The organism is Azohydromonas lata (assembly GCF_034427735.1).
Taxonomy (GTDB): domain Bacteria; phylum Pseudomonadota; class Gammaproteobacteria; order Burkholderiales; family Burkholderiaceae_C; genus Azohydromonas; species Azohydromonas lata.
Map to the genome: position 1 here is coordinate 19025 of NZ_JAXOJX010000062.1, position 19946 is coordinate 38970.

The following is a 19946-nucleotide window of genomic DNA, read 5'->3' on the forward strand; positions in this document are numbered from 1 at the left end:
CATGTACAAGTACACCGACTTCGACCGCCAGTTCGTGCGCGCCCGCGCCGCGCAGTTCCGCGACCAGCTCGAGCGCAACCTGCGCGGCGAGCTTGGCGACGACGAATTCCGCCCCCTGCGCCTTCAGAACGGCTGGTACATCCAGCGCCACGCCCCCATGCTGCGCGTGGCCGTGCCCTACGGCGAATTGAGCAGCCGCCAGCTGCGCCAGCTCGCCCGCATCGCCCGCGAGTACGACCGCGACTACGGCCACTTCACCACGCGCCAGAACCTGCAATACAACTGGATTCCGCTGCACCAGTCGGCCGACGTGATGGAGCTGCTGGCCGAAGTGGACATGCACGGCATCCAGACCAGCGGCAATTGCATCCGCAACATCACCAGCGACGCGCTGGCCGGCATCGCCCCGGACGAGGCCGTGGACCCGCGCCCCTACGCCGAGGTGCTGCGCCAGTGGAGCACGCTGCACCCCGAGTTCGCCTTCCTGCCGCGCAAGTTCAAGATCGCCATCACCGGCGCCGCCGAAGACCGCGCCGCCATCCAGTGGCATGACATCGGCCTGCACCTGGTGAAGAACGAGGCCGGCGAAGTCGGCTTCAAGGTCTTCGTGGGCGGCGGCATGGGCCGCACGCCGGTGGTGGGCGTGGAGATCAACGCCTTCGTGCCCTGGCAGCAGATCCTCGTCTACATCGAGGCCATCGTGCGCGTCTACAACCGCTACGGCCGCCGTGACAACCTCTACAAGGCCCGCATCAAGATCCTGGTGAAGGCCGAAGGCCAGAAGTTCTTCGACGCCGTCAACGCCGAGTTCCGCCAGATCCTGGAAAGCGACGCCGAAGGCGCCGCGCACCTGATCCCGCTGCGCGAGCTGGAGCGCGTCTCGGCCCACTTCACGCTGCCCGCCGGCGTGCGCCCCGCCCCCAGCGGCTTCCAGCCCGCGCGCCACGGCGACCAGCAGCAGGCCTTCACCCGCTGGCTGGAGCGCAACGTGCACGGCCACAAGGTCAGCGGCTACCGCGCCGTGACGCTGTCGCTCAAGCGCCTGGGCCTGCCCCCCGGCGACGCCACCTCGAACCAGATGGAAGCGGCCGCCACCATGGCCGACCGCTACTCGCTGGGCGAGCTGCGCGTGACGCACGACCAGAACCTGCTGCTGCCCTGGGTGCGCGAGGCCGACCTCTACGCCGTGTGGCACGCCGCCAAGGACGCGGGCTTCGCCTCGCCCAACATCGGCCTGCTCACCGACATGATCGCCTGCCCGGGCGGCGACTTCTGCGCCCTGGCCAACGCACGCTCGCTGCCCATCGCCGAGGCCATCACCGAGCGCTTCCAGGACCTCGACGAGCTCTGGGACATCGGCGACATCGACCTGCACATGTCCGGCTGCATCAACTCCTGCGGCCACCACCACAGCGGCCACATCGGCATCCTCGGCGTGGACAAGGACGGCAGCGAGTGGTACCAGGTCACGCTGGGCGGCTCCGACGGCTCCACGCTGTCGGGCAAGACCCAGGCCGGCAAGGTCATCGGCCCGTCCTTCGCGGCCGACGAGGTGGCCGACGTCATCGAAGCCGTCATCGACACCTACCGCGCCGAGCGCGCCGAAGGCGAGCGCTTCGTCGACACCGTGCGCCGCGTGGGGCTGTCCCCATTCAAGACCGCCGCCGACGCCGTGCGCACCGCCACCGCCGTGCGCGAAGCGCAGCCCGCCTGATAGACCCCTGCCCAGAAGAAACGAGTTTCAAGCCATGAAGTTCATCGACCCCCATCAGGACCGCTGGCAGCAGGTGAGCGGCGAGGACGGCCCGCAGGTGCACCCCAGCCCCGCCCCGCACCGGCTCCTGACGCTGGAGCAGTGGCACGCCGTGCGCGGCGAGTGGCCGCAGGGCGTGGCCGTGGGCGTGATGCTGCCCAACGACGCCGACGTCGAAGCCCTGGCCGAGGACCTGCCCCGCCTGTCGCTGGTGGCGCTCACGTTCCCCAAGTGGGTGGACGGCCGCGCCTACTCGCAAGCCCGGCTGCTGCGCGTGCGCTACGGCTTCAAGGGCGAGATCCGCGCCACCGGCGAAGTGCTGGTGGACATGATGCAGTTGCTGCAGCGCACCGGCTTTGACGCCGTGGTGCTGCGCGCCGACCAGAAGCTGGAGTCCGCGCGCCGCGCGCTGGGCTTCTTCGGCGGCCACTACCAGGGCGACACGGTGCATCCGCAACCGGTCTTCGCCCGCCACGACCCGCAGCCTTACTCACGGAGCTGATACCGCCATGAGCGCCATCGAACTCAACGCCCGCCCAAGCGCCGACTTCGACAACAAGGTCGCGCGCGCCCTGGACCTGCTGCGCGACGCCGCCGAGCGCTTTGCCGGCCGCGTCGTCCTGGCCAACAGCCTCGGCGCCGAGGACATGGTCCTGACGGACCTCATCGCCCGCCACCAGTTGCCCATCGCCCTGGGCACGCTGGACACCGGCGTGCTCCACGCCGAGACGCTGGCCGTGCTGCCGCTCATCAAGGCGCGCTACGGCATCGAGGTGGAGGTCTACCGCCCGGTGCAGGAAGCGGTCATCGAGTTCGTCGCCCGCAACGGCGAGCGCGCCATGTACGAGAGCGTGCCGCTGCGCAAGGGCTGCTGCGGCGTGCGCAAGCTCGAGCCGCTGTCGCGCATGCTGGCCAGCCGCGATGCCTGGGTCACCGGCATGCGCCGCGAGCAGTCCGACAACCGCGGCGCGGTGCCCTTCGAGGACCAGGACGACAAGGGTCGAATCAAGTTCAACCCGCTGGCCGACTGGACCTGGGGCGACGTGTGGCACTACATCAAGCTGCACGACGTGCCCTACAACGCGCTGCACGACCAGTTCTTTCCCAGCATCGGCTGCGCGCCCTGCACGCGCGCCATTTCGTTGGGCGAGCCCTTCCGCGCCGGCCGCTGGTGGTGGGAGGACGAGTCGGCCAAGGAATGCGGCCTGCACGTCAAGCAAAGCGCCTTGCCGGCCTGAAGGAAAGCTGAAGTCAAGATGGGCCGCGTGGTCTTCATCGGCGCCGGCCCCGGGGCGGCGGACCTCATTACCGTGCGCGGCGCGCAACGGCTGGCCGCGGCACAGGTGGTGCTGTTCGACGCGCTCACCGATCCGGCGCTGCGCGAGCTCGCACCGCACGCGCAGTGGCTGGACGTGGGCAAGCGCGGCTACCGCGACAGCATGGGCCAGGCGCGCATCAACGCGCTGCTGGTGGAGCAGGCGCAACAGCACGCCCTCGTGGCGCGGCTCAAGGGCGGCGACCCCAGCATCTTTGGACGGCTGGAAGAGGAGCTGCTGGCGCTGCAGGCCACCGGCATCGAGTGCGAGGTCGTCCCCGGCGTCACGGCGGCCCTGGCCGCCGCCGCCGCCACGCAGCGCCCGCTCACGCGCCGCGGACGCGGGCGCAACGTGAGCCTGAGCACGGCCATGACGCGCGCGGGCACGCTGCGCGCCAGCCGCAGCGCCGACACGGAAGTGTTCTACATGGCCGGCCACGCACTGCCGGAGCTGTCGCACCGCCTGCTGGCCGCCGGCTGGCCGGCCACCGAGCACGTGAGCGTGGTCTCGGCCGCCGGCACCGCCGGGCAGCGCACCAGCCTGCACAGCGTCCAGACCCTGGGCGAAGCCGCCGCGCAGCACGCGGGGCGGCCCACGGTGGTCATCGTGGGCGCCGGCGCCGGCACTTTGGATGCCGCGGAGGCCACGACCGAGAGCCCGCTTGATGTATCTCAGGTTTCAGTGGAAACCCCCAGGGCTTAAAATCACTGTTTTTCGTCTATCGCCACGGCCGACCACTGGGCCCCACGCGATCAACCCCACTACTCAAAAGTCATGACCCACGTCGTCACCGAATCGTGCATCCGCTGCAAGTACACCGACTGCGTCGATGTCTGCCCCGTGGACTGCTTCCGGGAAGGCCCCAACTTTCTGACGATCGATCCTGACGAGTGCATCGATTGCGCGGTCTGCATCCCCGAGTGCCCGGTCAACGCCATCCTCCCCGAAGAGGACGTGCCCGCCGACCAGCAGCAGTTCATCGCCCTGAACGCCGAGCTGTCCAAGAAATGGCCCAGCATCACCAAGCGCAAGGAAGCGCTGCCTGATGCCGAGGAGTGGAAGAACCGCACGGGCAAGCTGCCGGAACTGAAGAAGTAATCCAGACGACCATGGAATCGCAAGTGAACCAAGAAGCCGCCGTGGCGGCGCAAGCGCAGGGCGTGATCGAGACCGACGCCATCATCGTCGGCGCCGGCCCCTGCGGCCTGTTCCAGGTCTTCGAGCTGGGCCTGCTGGAGATCAAGTGCCACATCATTGACTCGCTGGCTTACCCCGGCGGCCAGTGCATCGAGCTCTATCCCGACAAGCCCATCTACGACATCCCGGCCGTGCCCATGTGCACCGGCAAGGAGCTCACCGACAACCTGCTCAAGCAGATCGAGCCCTTCGGCGCGACCTTCCACCTGGGCCAGGAAGTCACCCGCGTGGAAAAGCAGGAAGACGGCCGCTTCTTCGTCGAGACGAGCAAGGGCACGCAGTTCCTGACCAAGACGGTGTTCATCGCCGGCGGCGTGGGCTCCTTCCAGCCGCGCATGCTCAAGGTCGAGGGCCTGGACGCGTTCAACGACAAGCAGGTCTTCTACCGCGTCAAGAACCCCGCCCAATTCGCCGGCAAGAACCTGGTGATCGTGGGCGGCGGCGACTCCGCGCTGGACTGGTCGCTGAACTTCGCGCAGGAAGGCCCCAACAAGGCCGAGAGCGTCATCCTGATCCACCGCCGCGACGGCTTCCGCGCCGCGCCCGCCTCGGTGGCCAAGATGAAGGAGCTGTGCGACGAGTACGAAATGCAGTTCATCGTCGGCCAGATCACGGGCATCGACACCAGCGCTGACGGGCAGACCCTCACCGGCGTGAAGGTCACGGGCGGCGACGGCGTCACCCGCGTGGTGCCCATGGACATGCTGCTGGTCTTCTTCGGCCTGTCGCCCAAGCTCGGCCCCATCGCCGACTGGGGCCTGGCCCTGGAGCGCAAGCAAATCGTCGTGGACACCGAGAAGTTCCAGACCAACGTGCCCGGCATCTTCGCCGTCGGCGACGTCAACACCTACCCCGGCAAGAAGAAGCTCATCCTGTCGGGCTTCCACGAAGCCGCGCTGGCCGCCTTCGGCGCCGTTCCCTACATCTTCCCCGAGAAGAAGGTGCACCTGCAGTACACCACCACCAGCCCCAAGCTGCACAAGGTGCTGGGCGTGGAAACGCCGGTGTTCGACTGAGCACGCCGAGCCGGGTCTGACCCGCCCGTCTCCAGGAAAGGCCCGCCCAGCGGGCCTTTTTCTTTATCGGGGGCGGGGCCGGACGTGGCCGCCAAGCCACAGGCGTTGGAGCGCGGGCGCGGATAATTCACGCTTTCCGCTGGGGGTGCCGGACACGCTGTGTCCGGCTGAGAGAGTCCCCTTGAACCTGATTGAGATCATCCTCGCGCAGGGAAGCACCGGTGGCCGCACGTCTTGCGCGGCAGCCGCGCTCACCTGTCGCGGCACTGCAGTACCTGCCATGGCCCACCGCACCCACCCGCGCGCCCTGTTCGCGCCCGCCCCCCTGGCCGCCGCGGCCGCCCTCGCCCTGTCGCTGCCGGCAGCGGCCCAGCAGGCCGCCGTGCCCGCCGCCCCGGCGGTTGATGCCGCAACCGCTGCCGCAGACACGGCGCCGGCCACGACCACCACCATCACCGTCACCGGCCGCACCCCGGCGCCCGCCGTCAGCGGCTTCGGCGAGCAGCCGCTGTCGTCCACGCCCATCAGCGCCCGCGTGCTCGGCGAACGCCAGCTCCAGGACGGCGGCGCGCGCCAGGTAGCCGACCTTGTGCGCTTCGATGCCGGCCTCACCGATGCCTACAACGCCGAGGGCTACTGGGGCAACGTGAGCATGCGCGGCTACGCGCTGGACCCCCGCTTCAACCACCGCCGCGACGGCCTGCCCATCAGCGGCGAGACCGCTATCGCCCTGGACAACAAGGCCGGCGTCGAATTGTTCAAGGGCACCAGCGGCATACAGGCCGGCGCCAGCGCCCCGGGCGGCCTGCTGAACTACACCGTCAAGCGCCCGGACCGCACCGTGCGCAGCGCCACCCTGGGCTGGCGCGAAAACGGCACCGTGGGCGCGGCGGTGGACCTGTCGCAGCGCTTCGGCGAGGACGAGCGCTACGGCCTGCGCCTGAACGCCGCCGCCGAGCGGTTGCGCCCGCAAACCCGCGACCTGCACGGCGAACGCCAGCTCCTGGCCCTGGCCGGCGACGTGAAACTCACCCGCGACACGCTGCTGGAGGCCGAGGTGGAGCACAACCGGCAGTCGCAGCCCAGCGTGCCGGGCTTCAGCCTGCGCGGCGATACCGTACCCAACGCCCACGACATCGATCCGCGCACCAACCTCAACAACCAGCGCTGGTCGCAGCCCGTGGTCTTCGACGCCAATACGGCGTCGCTGCGCCTGACGCAGCGGCTCGAAGGCAATTGGAAGCTCTCCGCCCACGCCATGACGCAGCGCCTGCGTACTGACGACCGGCTGGCCTTCCCCTTCGGTTGCAGCGCCGAAAACCATTACGACCGCTACTGCTCGAACGGCAGCTTCGACTTCTACGACTACCGCAGCGACAACGAGCGCCGCCGCAGCGACGCGCTGAACCTGCAGGCTCAGGGCGAAACTCAGACCGGCACCCTCACGCATGCGCTGACCGCTGGCGTGCTGTTCACGCGATTCGAGAACCGCATCCCCAAACAAGCCTTCAACTTCCTCGACCTTTCCGGCCAGGACGACGGCTCCGTGCAAGCCGACCCCAAGCCGGAGCTGACCACCGACACCGTCAGCCGCAAGGAAAAAACCACCGAGTTCTACCTGCGCGACAAGCTGCGCTTGGACGAGCGCAACCAGTTCTGGCTGGGCCTGCGCCACACCCGCATCCAGCGCGACAGCCACAGCAGCGACGGCAGCGCGCTCCCACCCTACGAGCAAAGCTTCAACACCCCCTGGGTGGCCTTCAGCCACACGGTCAACGAAGGCCTGACGGCCTACGCCAGCTTCGGCCACGGCATCGAGTCGCGCACCGTGCCTTTCGTCCCAACCTACTCCAACCCCGGCTACGTGCTGCCTGCCCAGCGCAGCCGACAAGCCGAGCTGGGCTTCAAGGGCAACAACGGCCAGGGCTTGCAGTGGAACGTGGCGGCTTTCGACATCGAGCAGCCCTACGCCCGCGACACCGGCACCAGCTTCACCATTAAAGGACGCCAGCACCACCGCGGCCTGGAGGCCTCGGCCGAGCAGCGCGCGGGCGCTTGGCAGCTCGCGGCCAGCGCCATGGCGCTGCGCGCCCGCATCGAAGACAACGACCTGGACGGCAACCGCCCGCCCAACGTCCCCGCCTTCAGCCTGCGCCTGATGGCCGGCCACGACGTGGCCGCCCTGCCCGGACTCAACCTGCAGAGCTGGCTGGTGCACGAAGGCCAGCGCACCGTGCTGCCTACCGACGACAGCCCGCGCATAGGCGGCTGGACCCGCGTGGACCTGGGCGCGCGCTACGTGCAGCGCACCGACAGCACGACGCTGACTTGGCGCGCCGGCGTGGACAACGTCTTCAACCGCCGCGCCTGGCGCGAGTCGCCCACGCTGAGCAACCACGTCTATCTCTACCCGTTGGCGCCGCGCACCTTCCGCGTGTCGCTGCAGGCGGACTTCTGACCCGAGCCGCATCGGCAGCCAAAACACAATCCCCCGCCCAGGCGCCTACCGCCCGTCTCAAGGGCGGGGCATAACCCGTTTTCGTTACAAAACCATTCTTCGAGGGATCACCATGACTTTTCGCCACGCCCTGACCTGCGCCCTGGGCGCCGCCGCCCTGGCCGGCTCGGCCCAATCGGCTTGGGCCGACAACGCCGCCAAGACCATTCCCTTCAAGGCCACGGCCACCATCACCGAGTGGCTGGACCCCACGCCCACCAACCCCTGCGCGGGCGAGGCGCCGGCCTACGGCGCCGCAGCCACCGGCACCAGCTCCGGCACGGGCCTGGGCTCGGCCATCGGCGTCTTCAGCTTCTCGGCGCAGGACTGCGTGGTCTCCACCAGCCCCTACTTCCTGCCGCCCTACGCCTTCAACAGCCGCCAGTTCATGATCACCACGGCCAGCGGCGACCAGCTCATCGGCCGCTACCAGGGCACCAGCCAGCCCATGAACGGCGGGCCACTGGTCATGAGCGGCACCTTCACCATCACCTCGGGTTCCGGCCGCTTCGCCTACGCCACGGGCAGCGGCACGCTGGAAGTCGTCGAAGACATCAGCACCATGCCGGCCAAGGGCTTCCTGACGCTCAACGGCCGCATCTCGCAGCCCAGGCACTGAGGCTGACGGCGGCGCAGCCGCCTCAGCGCGCCGCGCCGCGCACCACCAGGCTCACGCCCAGCGCCGTGAGCGCCATGCCCGCCAGCACCGTGGGCCCAAGCGGCTCGCGGAACAGCAGCCAAGCCAGGAGCGCGGTGCACGGCGGCACCAGGTACATCAGGCTGGTCACGCGCGTGGCCGCGCCGCGCTGGATCAGCAGGTACAGCAGCGAGCTGGCGCCCAGCGTCAGCGCCAGCACCGACCAGGCCAGTGCGCCTATCAGCTCCGGATGCCATTGCATGCCCGTGGGCTCCAGCAGCGCCAGCGGCAGCGACACGGCCAAGGCCGCGCTCAACTGCACCAGGCTGGCCGTGCGCACGTCGCACGGCTTCACGAAGCGTTTCTGGTACAGCGTGCCTACCGTGATGCACAGCAGCGCGCCCAGGCACAGCAAGAAGTTGAAGGGCGTGATCTCCCCGCTGCCCAGCTTGCGCCACACCACCAGCAGCAGGCCCAGCAGCCCAAGCAGCAAACCCAACCACTGGCGGGCACTGGCACGCGCCTCCTGGCCGCTGGCCGACACCCACAGCGCCGTCAGCACCGGCTGCAGGCCCACGATCAGCGCCACCGTGCCGGCCGGCGCCCCGGCCTTCACCGCGGCCCACACGCCGCCCAGGTAACCCGCGTGCATGAGCACGCCCGTGGCGGCCAGGTGCAGCACCTGCGCGCCATTGCGCGGAAAAGCCGGCCGCGTGGCCGCGATCCACAAGCCGAAAGCCAGCACCGAGAGCGCATAGCGCCAGCTGAGAAAGGTGAGCGGCGGCGCATGCGGCATGCCGTAGCGCGCCACGATGAAGCCGGTGCTCCAGATGAGCACGAACACCGCGGGCATGGCGCGCACCAGCGTCGCGCCGGGCACTGCCGGGGCCGAAGCGGTCAACGCGCGCGGGCGCGAATTTCGGGCAGCGCCTTCTGCAGGTAATACACCATGGACCAGATGGTCAGCACCGCGGCCAGCCAGATCAGGCCCGTGCCCCAGAGGTGCGTATCGACCACGCCCAACAGCCGCCCGTCATAGAGCAGGAAGGGAATGGCCACCATCTGCACCGTGGTCTTGAGCTTGCCCACCATGTGCACGGCCACGCTGCGGGAGGCGCCGATCTGCGCCATCCACTCGCGCAGCGCCGAGATGGCGATCTCGCGACCGATGATGACCAGCGCCACCAGCGCGTCCACCCGGTCCAGTTGCACCAGGATGAGCAGCGAGGCGCAAACGAGGAACTTGTCCGCCACCGGGTCCAGGAAGGCGCCGAAGGAAGACGTTTGATTGAGCCGCCGCGCCAGCCAGCCATCGGCCCAATCGGTGAGCGCGAACACGATGAACAGCACCGTGGCCACCAGGTTTTGCGTCGCGTGCTGCATGGGCAGCTCGTACACCGCCACGATCAGCGGTATGGCCACGATGCGGGCCCAGGTCAGCAGGGTGGGCAGGTTGAAAAACATCCCGGCATTGTGCCTGCTGCGCAAGGGCTCGCCGGCCGTCCGAGACCCGGGCTCTTCGGACGGCCGCGCGCTCATGGGTACACCCTCGCGCTGCGCGCGGTCCCGCCGAGCGGGACGGAGCGTCCCCTTCGCAGCGGCCGGGCGGGGGCGCTCATTGATCCAGCGTCCGCGGCTTGAAGTGCCTGTCGTCGTTGAACAGGAACACTTCGCTGAATTTCCACGGCCGCGGCAGGTGCGACACGTCGCCAAAGGGCGCGGCGCGGTTCACGGCGTCAATGGCCAGCTGCACCGTGTCCTTGGCCTGGTGCGGCACGCGCTGCACGTTGATCCTGCGCACGCTGCCGTCGCGGTTGAGCTCGATCTCCAGCACCGGAATGGCCAGCAGCGGCTCAGGCACGTCGCCCATGTAGGACATGCTCGGGTTAGCCGCCACCAGCCGCGTGGCGGCCTGGATGCGATAGGACGTCCAGTCGCCCGCCTGCGCCGGTTTGGGCAGGGCGGCCACCGCGCGCGCCGTCGAGGGCTCCAGCGACGGCGAGGTCGCAGGCTGCGCGGACGAGGCCGTCGAATCCGGCAGCGGCTTGGTCAGGGTGCAGGCGCCCAATCCCAGGGCGGTCGCGATCAGGGCCCACCAGCGCAGTGGGCGCGGGGCTTCAGTGGAGCGCACGGTAAATCTCCTCCGCCAGGTCTCTCGATATGCCTTCGACGCTGGCGAGCTCGTCGACGGCGGCTTGGGCCACGCCGCGCACACCGCCGAAGCGCTGCAGCAGCCGGGCCCGCTTCTTTGGGCCGACGCCCGGGATGTCCTCCAGCCGGCTGCCGCCGGTGCGCACACTCGCGCGCTTGGCCCGCATGCCGGTGATGGCAAAACGGTGCGCCTCGTCGCGGATCTGCGCCACCAGCATGAGCGCGGCGGAATCGGCCCCCAGGTACACCTTGGGCCGGCCGTCGGCAAACACCAGCTCTTCCAGGCCGACCTTGCGCCCCTCGCCCTTCTCGACGCCGGCGATGAGCGACAGGTCCAGCCCCAATTCCTCGAACACCTCGCGCGCCATGCTCACCTGGCCGCGGCCGCCGTCCACCAGCACCACGTCAGGCATGCGCGCCGTGCCGGCGGCCACGCCCTCGGCCAGCTTGCCGTAGCGGCGCGTGAGCACCTGCCGCATGGCGGCGTAGTCGTCGCCGGGCGTGATGCCGGTGATGTTGAACCGGCGGTACTGGGCGCTTTGCATCTGGTGGTTCTCGAACACCACACAGCTGGCCTGCGTGGCTTCGCCAGCGGTATGGCTGATGTCGAAACACTCGATGCGCAAGGTATCCAGATCCTGCACCTCAAGGCCCAGCGCCTCGGCCAGCGCCAGGGTGCGCGCCTTCTGCGAGCCTTCCTGCGCCAGCAGCCGCGCCAGCGCCAGCTCGGCGCCGGTCTGCGCCATCTGCAGCCACACGCGGCGCTGCTCGCGCGGCTGGTGCTGCGCGCTGACCTTGAAGCCGGCGTGCACGGACAGCGCCTCCATCAGCGCCGCGTCCACCGGATGGCTCACCACCAGCGAGGGCGGCACGGCGCTGTCCAGGTAGTGCTGGGCGATGAAGGCCTCCAGCACGCGCACCTCCGGCGGCACGGGCGCGGCGACGTCGTCGCCCTCGTCTTCCGCCGCCCCGAGGACGGCACCCTCCTCCACGTGCGTCGGGAAGTGCGCGCGGTCGCCCAGGTGGCGCCCGCCGCGCACCATGGCCAGGTTCACGCAGGCGCGGCCGCCCTGCACCTTCACGGCCAGCACGTCCACGTCCTTGCCGGCGGACGAGGCGCTGTTCTCCTCCACCGATTGCTGCTGCAGCACGCGCGACAGGGCCTGGATCTGGTTGCGCAGCTCGGCCGCCTTCTCGTACTCGAAGGCCTCGGCGTGCTCCATCATCCGCCGCTGCAACTGGTCCAGCAGCTCCTGCTGCTCGCCGCGCAGGAAGCGCTCGGCGTTGTGCACGTCGCTCGTGTAGTCGGCGTCGCTGATGAGGCCTACGCAGGGCGCCGTGCAGCGCCGGATCTGGTAGAGCAGGCAAGGCCGGCTGCGGTTGGCAAAGACGGTGTCCTCGCAGGTGCGCAACCTGAAAACCTTCTGCAGCAGCTGGATGGACTCCTTCACCGCCCAAGCGCTCGGGTAGGGGCCGAAGTAGTGGTGCTTCTTGTCCACCGCGCCGCGGTAGTACGCCATGCGCGGGAAGCGGTGCGAGACGAGCTGCAGGTACGGATAGCTCTTGTCGTCGCGGAACAGGATGTTGAACCGCGGGTTGAGCGCCTTGATGAGGTTGTTTTCCAGCAGCAGCGCTTCGGCCTCGGTGCGCACCACCGTGGTCTCCATGCGCGCGATGCGGTTGACCATCACGCCGATGCGCGTGCCGCCGTGGTCCTTCTGGAAATAGCTGGAGACGCGCCGCTTGAGGTTCTTGGCCTTGCCGACGTAGAGCACGGCGCCGTGCGCATCGAAGTAGCGGTAGACGCCGGGCAGCGCGGGCAACTGCGCCACTTCGGCCAGCAGCGCGGCGCGGCCCGCGGCAGCGGCTGATTCGGCATGTGCAACTTCCTCGGCGGCGGCCAGCACGGCCGCGGCAGCGTCTTCGGGAGATAAGGACTGGGTCATGGAGGGCGTGATTCTGACGCTTCGGATAATCGCGCCATGTTGTGGGACCTGTTCTGCCGTGTGATCGACAACCACGGTGACCTCGGTGTGGCCTGGCGACTGGCCACGGATTTATCGGCTCGCGGCGAGCGCGCGCGGCTGTGGGTGGACGACGCCTCGGCCCTGGCCTGGATGGCGCCGCAAGGCGACGCCCGCGTGCAGGTGCTGCCCTGGCGCGACGAAGGCGATTTTCCGCAGCCCGGCGAAGTCGTCGTGGAGCTGTTCGGCTGCGACCCGCCGCCCGGCTTCGTCGCGCGCATGGCCGCCAGCCCCAAGCCGCCCGCGTGGATCAACCTCGAATACCTCAGCGCCGAGCGCTACGTGGAGCGCTCGCACGGCCTGCAGTCGCCGCAGTTCTCCGGCCCCGGCGCGGGCCTGGTGAAGTTCTTCTTCTACCCGGGCTTCACCCCCGCCACCGGCGGCCTGCTGCGCGAGCGCGACGTGCAAGCACGCCGCGCCGCCTTCGACCGTGCCACCTGGCTGGCCGCCCAAGGCGCCGGCTGGCAGCCGGACGAACGCGTGGTCAGCCTCTTCTGCTACCGCCGCCTCGACGCCCTGTGGCCGTGGCTGGCCGACGGCCGCCCAATGCTGCTGCTGGCCACGCCCGGCGCGGCGCAGGCCGACGTGCCCGGCCTGCCCGCCAACGTGCGCCTGCACCGCCTGCCCTGGCTCACGCAGCGCGACTACGACCACCTGCTGTGGGCCGCGGACCTGAACTTCGTCCGCGGCGAGGATTCCTTCGTCCGCGCCCAATGGGCCGGCGTGCCCTTCGTGTGGCAGATCTACGAGCAGGACGACGGCGTGCACGCCGAAAAGCTGGACGCTTTCCTGGACCGCTTTCTGGCCGGCAGCAACGCCGCTTTCAGCCTGGAATTGCGCGCGCTGTGGCGCGCCTGGAACCGCCTGGCCGAGCCGCCGGCCGCCCTGCCGGACGACGCCACGTGGCGCGCCGCCTGCGCACGCTGGCGGCAAAGCCTTGAAAAGCAGCACGATTTGACCGGCCGGCTACAGGAGTTCGTGGCGGCGCGTTGGTAGAATCACGGGCTTTGCGTTGAGCCGCGTCCGTGCGACGCGCGCCTGCGACGCGCTATCAGGCAGCACCGAGCGTTCAATTCGTGCAGCCACTCTCTTTTGGAATCTCGCCATGAAACTCGCTCAGGAAATCCGCGCCGGCAACGTGATCATGCAGGGCAAGGACCCGATGGTCGTGCTCAAGACCGAATACAGCCGCGGCGGCCGCGGTGCCGCCACGGTGCGCATCAAGATGAAGAACCTGCTCAATGGCGGCGGGGCTGAAGTCGTCTTCAAGGCCGACGACAAGATGGACCAGATCATCCTGGACAAGAAGGAGTGCACCTACACGTACTTCGCCGATCCGATGTATGTGTTCATGGACACCGAGTACAACCAGTTCGAGGTCGAGGCCGAGAACATGGGCGACGCCATCTCCTACCTGGAAGACAACATGGTGGTTGAAGTGGTGTTCTATGACGGCAAGGCCATCTCGGTCGAGCTGCCCACCACCGTCGTGCGCGAGATCGAGACCGAGCCCGCCGTCAAGGGCGACACCTCCGGCAAGGTCATGAAGCCCGCCCGCCTGGTCGGCACCGGCTTCGAAATCCCCGTGCCCCTGTTCGTGGAAAACGGCGACAAGATCGAAATCGACACCCGCACGCACGAGTACCGCAAGCGCGTCTGATTCCAGACACGCACGCGCGCACGTCGCATGCGAGCAGCAAGGGGCACTTCGGTGCCCCTTGTCGTTTCCGCCTTCCGAACCCCCTTCTCTTGCCCGACTCCCGCCCGCCGCCATGAAGCGCTTCCCCGTCGTGCCCGCCCACATCGCGTTCGACACCGACGGCGTGCCCCACGCCCCGGATTTCAACGACGTCTACCACACGCGCGCCGGCGCGCTTGGGCAGTCGCGCCACGTCTTCCTGCACGGCAACAGGCTGCCGCAGCGCTGGCAGGGGAAACCGCGCTTCACGGTGCTGGAGACGGGTTTCGGCCTGGGCAACAACTTCCTGGCGACCTGGGACACCTGGCGCGCCGACCCGCAGCGCTGCGCGCGCCTTCACTACGTCGCCGTGGACCTGCACCCGCCGCGCCTGGACGATTTGAAGCGCGCCCACGCCGCTTCCGCCCTGCCGGCACTGGCAGCCGAGTTGCTCGCCGCCTGGCCCCCGCTGAGCCCCGACCTGCACACGCTGCACCTGGACGGCGGCCGGGTCGTCCTGCAACTGGCCTGGGGCGACGCCAACGGGTGGCTGCCGCAGCTCCTGCTGGAAGCCGACGCCTTCTACCTGGACGGCTTCGCGCCCAAACGCAACGAGGCGCTGTGGTCGCCTCATGTGTTCAAGGCACTGGGCCGGCTGGCCGCACCCGGCGCCACCGCCGCCACCTGGAGCATTGGCCGCGCCGTGCGCGACGGCCTGCGCTCGGCCGGCTTCGAAGCCGAGCGCGTCCCCGGCTTCCCGCCCAAGCCGGAAATGACCTACGCTCGCTACGCCCCGGTGTTCACGCCGCGCCGCGCGGCCGGCCACCCGCTGTCGGCCCAAGTGGACCCGAATGCCCCGCGCACCGCCCTCGTCATCGGTGCGGGCCTGGCCGGCGCCGCCTGCGCCCAGGCCCTGGCCGCCGCCGGCTGGCAGGTCACCGTGCTGGAGCGCCACCCCGAGCCCGCCGCCGAAACCTCAGGCAACCGCGGCGGCCTGTTCCACGGCGTGGTCAATGGCCAGGACGGCCCGCACGCCCGCTTCAACCGCACGGCCGCGCTGCTGGCCCATAAAACCTTCGCGCCGCTGATCGCCGCCGGCGCCATCCCCGGCCAGTTGGACGGCCTGCTGCGCCTGGCCGGCGCCGACGCGGACCTGGCCGGCATGCACGCCCTGCTGGCCGCCCAAGGCCTGCCGCCAGACTACCTGCAGGCGCTGGACGCCCGGGCCGCCAGCGAGCTGTGCGCCCTGCCGCTGCAGGAGCCCGCCTGGTTCTATCCCGGCGGCGGCTGGCTGCAGCCCGGCGCGCTGGTGCGACATTGGCTGCAGCGGCCCGGCATCGCGCTGCGCACCGGCATGCAGGTGTGCGCGCTGCGCTCGTCCAACGGCACTTGGTCCGCCCTGGATGCCGCTGGCCAAGCGATCGCGCAGGCCAGCGCCGTGGTGCTGGCCAATGCGGGAGAAACCTGTACGTTGCTTGAGAGTGCACATGGTGAAAAGCCGGGCTGGCCGCTGGGCCGCCAGCGCGGGCAGGTGACGATTCTTCCCGCCGGCACGCCGGGCTTGCACCCGCCGCGCCTGCCCGTGGCCGGCGGCGGCTACGCGCTCACGCTGCTGGACGGCAACGTCGTCTGTGGCGCCACCGCCACCCTGCAGGACCCCGACGCCACCCTGCGCCCGCAAGACCAGGCGTTCAACTTGCAGCGCCTGCGCCGCCTGGGCCTGGAGGTCGATGCGCGCGACGTGCCGCTGTCCGGCCGCGTGGGCTGGCGCACGCTGGCCGACGACCGGCTGCCCGTGGTCGGTGCCGTGCCGCTGCCGGGCGCGGCCGCGCAGCGCGTGCGCGAACTGCCGCGCGTGCCCGGCCTTTTCGTGTGCACGGCGCTGGCCTCGCGCGGCATCGGTTGGGCGCCGCTGTTGGGCGAGCTGATCGCGGCCTGGGTGGGCGGCGGCCCCTTCCCGCTGGAAGCGGACCTGGTGGAAGCCGTGGACCCGGGGCGCTTTGGCGTGCGGCGCGCGCGCAAGGCACAGGCCGCGCCGGCCGAAATGGACGACGGCGCCTGAAGAGGCGCCGTCGCACGTCACGTCCGGCGGCGGCCCGCGAAGGCCGCCGCCAAGCCCGCCGTCAGAAGGTCAGCGTCTTCACGCCGTCCTTGGTGCCCAGCAGGCAGACCTGCGCCTTGTGGCGGGCGAAGATGCCCACGGTCACCACGCCGGGCCACTGGTTGACTTCGGCTTCCATGGCCGCCGGGTCGGTGATGCGCAGGCCGCGCACGTCCAGGATGGGGTTGCCGTTGTCGGTGAGCACGCCCGGGCGCAGCGTGGCTTCGCCGCCCAGGGCCTTGAAGCGGCGCGCCACCTGGGCCGCGGCCATGGCGATCACTTCCACCGGCAGCGGGAAGTTGCCCATCACCGGGACCAGCTTGGACTCGTCGGCGATGCAGACAAAACGGTCCGCCAGGTCGGCGACGATCTTTTCGCGCGTCAGCGCCGCGCCGCCGCCCTTGATCATGTAGCCGGCGTGGTCGATCTCGTCGGCGCCGTCCACGTAGACGGGAATGCGCTCCACGGTGCTGGCGTCCAGCACGGGGATGCCGTGGGCCTTGAGCCGCTCGGTGCTGCGCTCGGAGCTGGAGACGGCGCCGGCGATCTGGTCCTTGATGGCGGCCAGCGCGTCGATGAAGCAATTGACCGTGGAGCCGGTGCCCACGCCCACCACGCTGCCGGGCACCACGTGCGCGACAGCGGCCTGGCCCACGAGGGCCTTGAGTTCGTCCTGATTCATGGGCGCGGATTATCGGCGACACCGTTTGCGACAATCGCGGGATGTCCCTGGTCCCCTACGCCCTCACCCGTCCCTTCCTCTTCGGCCTCGATCCGGAGCAGGCCCACGAACTCACGCTCAACACCATGGGCCGGCTGCAGAACACGCCGGCGCAATGCCTGTGGGCCCAGCCGCGCGTGAGCGCGCCGGTGACGGTGGCAGGGCTGCGCTTTCCCAACCGCGTCGGCCTGGCTGCCGGCCTGGACAAGAACGGCCGCTGCATCGACGGCTTGGGCGCCATGGGCTTCGGCTTCATCGAGGTCGGCACCGTCACGCCCAAGGGCCAGCCCGGCAACCCCAAGCCGCGCATGTTCCGCATCCCGCAAAAGGACGCGCTGATCAACCGCCTGGGCTTCAACAACGAGGGCCTGGCCTCCTTCCTGGCCAACGTGCAGCGCGCGAAATCCTTCCGCGCCGGCGGCGGCCTGGTGGGGCTGAACATCGGCAAGAACGCCGCCACGCCCATAGAGAACGCGGTGGACGACTACCTGATCTGCCTGGACGGCGTGTACCCGCACGCCGACTACGTGACGGTCAACATCTCCAGCCCAAACACCAAGAACCTGCGCGCGCTGCAAAGCGACGAGGCGCTGGACGCGCTGCTGTCGCAGCTCCAGGCGCGCCGTGAAACCCTGCAGCGCCAGCACGGCCGCACCGTGCCCATGTTCGTGAAGATCGCGCCCGACCTGGACGAGGCCCAGGTGAAAGTGATCGCCGCCACGCTGCGCAACAACGGCATCGACGGCGTCATCGCCACCAACACCACGCTGGCGCGCGACGCCGTGCAGGGCCTGCAGCACGCCGAGGAAACCGGCGGCCTCTCCGGGCGCCCGGTGTTCGAAGCCAGCAACCGCGTCATCGGCCAACTGCGCGCGGCCCTGGGCGGCGGCTATCCCATCATCGGCGTGGGCGGCGTGCTCAGCGGCGCCGACGCCAAGGCCAAGCTGCAGGCCGGCGCCGACCTCGTGCAGATCTACACCGGCCTGATCTACCGCGGCCCGGCGCTGGTGCGCGAGGCGGCGCAGGCGACGGCGGGCTGAGAAAACTGCAGCCCGCATCGTCCAGAAATCTGAACGATGCCGCTCATTCAAAGGCAATGCGAAGTACAAAAAGCTGAACGATGAAGCCTGCGGGCAGCGTCCGCAGCGCAGCCGTCGCCCCGCCGCCGGCGCCTCATTCGCCCGCGACCACCCCCTCGCGCCGCGGGTCGGCCCCGCCGGCCCACCCCGCCGCCGTGCGCTGCAGCGCCTGGATGCCGCTGTCCAGCGCGCGCTCGTCGATGTCGTGCCCCCGCTCGCGCAGCGCCTGGACGGTCGCCGCCGGAAAGCGGCCCTGCTCCAGCAGCGTCGGGCCGTTGAAGGTCCCGAAGTTGGGCAGGACTATGGCGTCCTGCGGCGACAAGCCCGCGCCCAAGGTGAAGAACAGCGTCTTGGCCGTGTAGTGGATGATGGCCGCCCCGCCGGGGGCGCCCAGCGTCATCAGCAGCCGGTGGTCCCTGGCGTCGAAGATCAGCGTCGGGCTCATGCTGGAGCGTGGCCGCTTGCCCGGCTGCACGCGGTTGGCCACGAGGCGGCCTTGCGCGTCGCGCGGCGTGAAGGAGAAATCGGTCAGCTCGTTGTTGAGCATGAAGCCCCCGGCCAGCCCGGTGCCGCCGTCGGACATCAGCCGCGAGCCCCACACGGCCTCGATCGTCGTCGTCATCGACACGGCGCGGCCCTGCGCGTCCACGATGCTCACGTGGCTGGTGCCGTATTCCGGCTGCAGCGGCTGCGGCGCCCAGGCCAGCGGCAGCGGGCCCGGGTTGCCGGGGCGCGCCGTCTTCATGCTCGTGGGCTTCACCAGCGCGGCGCGGCGCGCGAGGTAGGCCGGATCGAGCAGCGTGTTCCAGTCGTTGCCCGGGGCGGGAACGAAGTCGGGGTCGCCCACGAAGGCGGCGCGGTCGGCAAAGGCCAGCCGCGCGGCCTCGGTGTAGGCGTGCAGCCAGTCAGGCGCGGGCAGGCCCGCGCGCAGCGGCTCGCCCGCGTTGGGCAGCCGCTCCAGCACGCCCAGCGTCTGCATCATGGCCAAGTGGCCGGACGACGGTGGCGGGAAGCCGCAGACGCGGTATCGCACCCGCCAGAGCGTGCAAATCGGCGCGCGCTCCTTGGGCGTGTAGCCGTCCAGGTCGGCCAGCGTCATGTCGCCGGGATTGGTCGGATGCGTCTGCACGCGGGCCACGATGTCGGCCGCCACCGGCCCTTCGTAGAACGCCGCCGCGCCGTGCAGGGCGATGTTGCGCAGCACCTGCGCCAGGGCCGGGTTGCGCAGCCGGTGGCCCACGGGCCAGGGCTGCGCATCCGGGCCGAACCAGTAGGCCGCCGTACGCGGCTGCGCCAGCAGCGAGGCCTTTTCGCTCATCAACTGCCGATGCAGGTAGGGCGTGACGCTGAAGCCCTCCTCGGCCAGTTGAATGGCCGGCTCGAACAGGTGCGCCCAAGGCAGCCGGCCATGCTGGCGGTGCGCCGCCTCCAGCATGGCCACGGCGCCCGGCACGCCCACGGAGCGGCCGCCCACCACGGCCTGTGCAAACGGCACAGGCGTGCCGTCCGCCCGCATGAACAGGTTTTCGGTGACGGCGGCGGGCGCCATCTCGCGGCCGTCGAAAGCCTGCACGCGCCGGCCGTCCCAGCTCATGAGAAAGGCGCCGCCGCCTATGCCGCTGGCCTGCGGCTCCACCAGCGTCAGCACCATCTGCACGGCCACCGCGGCGTCCACGGCCGAGCCGCCCTCGCGCAGCATCTGCAGCCCGGCCTGCGCCGCCAGCGGGTGCGCGGCGGCCACGGCCATGCGGCTGAAGGCGGGTTGGGCGGACGGCG

18 protein-coding genes and 1 riboswitch are annotated in these 19946 nt (G+C 70.0%); of the genes, 12 read left to right on the plus strand and 6 right to left on the minus strand.

The genetic code is table 11. The annotated features are described in order from the left end of the window. The first annotated feature begins 1 nt into the window (after position 1). The 8 genes from SM757_RS26860 to SM757_RS26895 all read left to right on the plus strand — a co-directional run bounded on the left by SM757_RS26860 (position 2) and on the right by SM757_RS26895 (position 8398). The gene (locus SM757_RS26860; RefSeq protein WP_322467739.1) at positions 2-1714 is read left to right on the plus strand and encodes a nitrite/sulfite reductase; all 1713 of its coding nucleotides are present in this window, start codon (positions 2-4) and stop codon (positions 1712-1714) included. 34 nt (positions 1715-1748) lie between these two features. Beyond that, entirely contained in the window at positions 1749-2255 is a 507-nt protein-coding gene (locus tag SM757_RS26865) for a DUF934 domain-containing protein (protein WP_066338821.1), read from the plus strand. 7 nt (positions 2256-2262) lie between these two features. Continuing rightward, positions 2263-2991: a phosphoadenylyl-sulfate reductase gene (locus SM757_RS26870; protein WP_066338823.1), complete on the plus strand. Its 729-nt coding sequence runs from the start codon at positions 2263-2265 to the stop codon at positions 2989-2991. Positions 2992-3009: 18 nt separating this feature from the next. Continuing rightward, positions 3010-3771 (plus strand): uroporphyrinogen-III C-methyltransferase, encoded by a 762-nt coding sequence (cobA, locus tag SM757_RS26875; protein WP_322467740.1) that lies wholly within the window; start codon positions 3010-3012, stop codon positions 3769-3771. 72 nt (positions 3772-3843) lie between these two features. After that, positions 3844-4167, plus strand: a complete 324-nt coding sequence (gene fdxA / locus SM757_RS26880; RefSeq protein WP_066338825.1) for a ferredoxin FdxA — start codon at positions 3844-3846, stop codon at positions 4165-4167. A gap of 11 nt (positions 4168-4178) precedes the next feature. Then, on the plus strand, positions 4179-5282 hold the full coding sequence (locus tag SM757_RS26885; RefSeq protein WP_066338828.1) for an NAD(P)/FAD-dependent oxidoreductase: 1104 nt from the start codon (positions 4179-4181) through the stop codon (positions 5280-5282). 131 nt (positions 5283-5413) lie between these two features. Then, a riboswitch (TPP riboswitch) is annotated at positions 5414-5513 on the plus strand. A 49-nt stretch (positions 5514-5562) separates the two neighbouring features. Next, entirely contained in the window at positions 5563-7740 is a 2178-nt protein-coding gene (locus SM757_RS26890) for a TonB-dependent siderophore receptor (RefSeq protein WP_322467741.1), read from the plus strand. A gap of 112 nt (positions 7741-7852) precedes the next feature. Continuing rightward, entirely contained in the window at positions 7853-8398 is a 546-nt protein-coding gene (locus tag SM757_RS26895; RefSeq protein WP_322467742.1) for a hypothetical protein, read from the plus strand. A gap of 22 nt (positions 8399-8420) precedes the next feature. Here the strand turns inward: SM757_RS26895 and SM757_RS26900 are convergent, their stop codons facing one another. From SM757_RS26900 to uvrC, 4 genes are all read right to left on the minus strand, one after another. Further along, positions 8421-9269 (minus strand): DMT family transporter, encoded by an 849-nt coding sequence (locus SM757_RS26900; protein ID WP_066338866.1) that lies wholly within the window; start codon positions 9267-9269, stop codon positions 8421-8423. Positions 9270-9313: 44 nt separating this feature from the next. Beyond that, entirely contained in the window at positions 9314-9880 is a 567-nt protein-coding gene (gene pgsA / locus SM757_RS26905) for a CDP-diacylglycerol--glycerol-3-phosphate 3-phosphatidyltransferase (RefSeq protein WP_066338835.1), read from the minus strand. Between the two features lie 151 nt (positions 9881-10031). Next, a complete protein-coding gene (locus tag SM757_RS26910; protein WP_322467743.1) occupies positions 10032-10547 on the minus strand; it encodes a hypothetical protein in 516 nt (171 codons plus the stop codon). Continuing rightward, complete coding sequence (gene uvrC / locus SM757_RS26915; RefSeq protein WP_322467744.1) at positions 10534-12513, minus strand: excinuclease ABC subunit UvrC; 1980 nt, start codon at positions 12511-12513, stop codon at positions 10534-10536. Before uvrC ends, SM757_RS26910 begins: the two co-directional genes overlap by 14 nt. A 36-nt stretch (positions 12514-12549) precedes the next feature. Here uvrC and earP point away from each other — a divergent pair, with 36 nt between their 5' ends. From earP to mnmC, 3 genes are all read left to right on the plus strand, one after another. Next, positions 12550-13587, plus strand: a complete 1038-nt coding sequence (gene earP, locus SM757_RS26920; protein WP_322467745.1) for an elongation factor P maturation arginine rhamnosyltransferase EarP — start codon at positions 12550-12552, stop codon at positions 13585-13587. 109 nt (positions 13588-13696) lie between these two features. Then, complete coding sequence (gene efp, locus SM757_RS26925; RefSeq protein WP_066338840.1) at positions 13697-14251, plus strand: elongation factor P; 555 nt, start codon at positions 13697-13699, stop codon at positions 14249-14251. A 112-nt stretch (positions 14252-14363) separates the two neighbouring features. Then, the gene (gene mnmC / locus SM757_RS26930) at positions 14364-16331 is read left to right on the plus strand and encodes a bifunctional tRNA (5-methylaminomethyl-2-thiouridine)(34)-methyltransferase MnmD/FAD-dependent 5-carboxymethylaminomethyl-2-thiouridine(34) oxidoreductase MnmC (RefSeq protein ID WP_322467746.1); all 1968 of its coding nucleotides are present in this window, start codon (positions 14364-14366) and stop codon (positions 16329-16331) included. A 61-nt stretch (positions 16332-16392) separates the two neighbouring features. Here mnmC and rpiA read toward each other — a convergent pair whose 3' ends face one another. Further along, positions 16393-17052 (minus strand): ribose-5-phosphate isomerase RpiA, encoded by a 660-nt coding sequence (rpiA, locus tag SM757_RS26935; protein ID WP_066338845.1) that lies wholly within the window; start codon positions 17050-17052, stop codon positions 16393-16395. Positions 17053-17093: 41 nt separating this feature from the next. Here rpiA and SM757_RS26940 point away from each other — a divergent pair, with 41 nt between their 5' ends. Beyond that, on the plus strand, positions 17094-18131 hold the full coding sequence (locus SM757_RS26940; protein ID WP_066338847.1) for a quinone-dependent dihydroorotate dehydrogenase: 1038 nt from the start codon (positions 17094-17096) through the stop codon (positions 18129-18131). Between the two features lie 133 nt (positions 18132-18264). On the opposite strand, the gene SM757_RS26945 is transcribed toward SM757_RS26940, so the two are convergent. Next, on the minus strand, positions 18265-19946 hold a 1682-nt coding region (locus SM757_RS26945; RefSeq protein WP_322467747.1), incomplete at its 5' end, for a gamma-glutamyltransferase family protein.

Coding starts and splice junctions, on each gene's coding strand:
- SM757_RS26885 (WP_066338828.1), top strand. CDS start 4,179: ATGGAATCGCAAGTGAACCAAGAAGCCGCCGTGGCGGCGCAAGCGCAG.
- pgsA (WP_066338835.1), bottom strand. CDS start 9,880: ATGTTTTTCAACCTGCCCACCCTGCTGACCTGGGCCCGCATCGTGGCC.
- fdxA (WP_066338825.1), top strand. CDS start 3,844: ATGACCCACGTCGTCACCGAATCGTGCATCCGCTGCAAGTACACCGAC.
- efp (WP_066338840.1), top strand. CDS start 13,697: ATGAAACTCGCTCAGGAAATCCGCGCCGGCAACGTGATCATGCAGGGC.
- mnmC (WP_322467746.1), top strand. CDS start 14,364: ATGAAGCGCTTCCCCGTCGTGCCCGCCCACATCGCGTTCGACACCGAC.
- cobA (WP_322467740.1), top strand. CDS start 3,010: ATGGGCCGCGTGGTCTTCATCGGCGCCGGCCCCGGGGCGGCGGACCTC.
- SM757_RS26865 (WP_066338821.1), top strand. CDS start 1,749: ATGAAGTTCATCGACCCCCATCAGGACCGCTGGCAGCAGGTGAGCGGC.
- SM757_RS26860 (WP_322467739.1), top strand. CDS start 2: ATGTACAAGTACACCGACTTCGACCGCCAGTTCGTGCGCGCCCGCGCC.
- SM757_RS26895 (WP_322467742.1), top strand. CDS start 7,853: ATGACTTTTCGCCACGCCCTGACCTGCGCCCTGGGCGCCGCCGCCCTG.
- earP (WP_322467745.1), top strand. CDS start 12,550: ATGTTGTGGGACCTGTTCTGCCGTGTGATCGACAACCACGGTGACCTC.
- rpiA (WP_066338845.1), bottom strand. CDS start 17,052: ATGAATCAGGACGAACTCAAGGCCCTCGTGGGCCAGGCCGCTGTCGCG.
- uvrC (WP_322467744.1), bottom strand. CDS start 12,513: ATGACCCAGTCCTTATCTCCCGAAGACGCTGCCGCGGCCGTGCTGGCC.
- SM757_RS26890 (WP_322467741.1), top strand. CDS start 5,563: ATGGCCCACCGCACCCACCCGCGCGCCCTGTTCGCGCCCGCCCCCCTG.
- SM757_RS26900 (WP_066338866.1), bottom strand. CDS start 9,269: ATGCCCGCGGTGTTCGTGCTCATCTGGAGCACCGGCTTCATCGTGGCG.
- SM757_RS26940 (WP_066338847.1), top strand. CDS start 17,094: ATGTCCCTGGTCCCCTACGCCCTCACCCGTCCCTTCCTCTTCGGCCTC.
- SM757_RS26870 (WP_066338823.1), top strand. CDS start 2,263: ATGAGCGCCATCGAACTCAACGCCCGCCCAAGCGCCGACTTCGACAAC.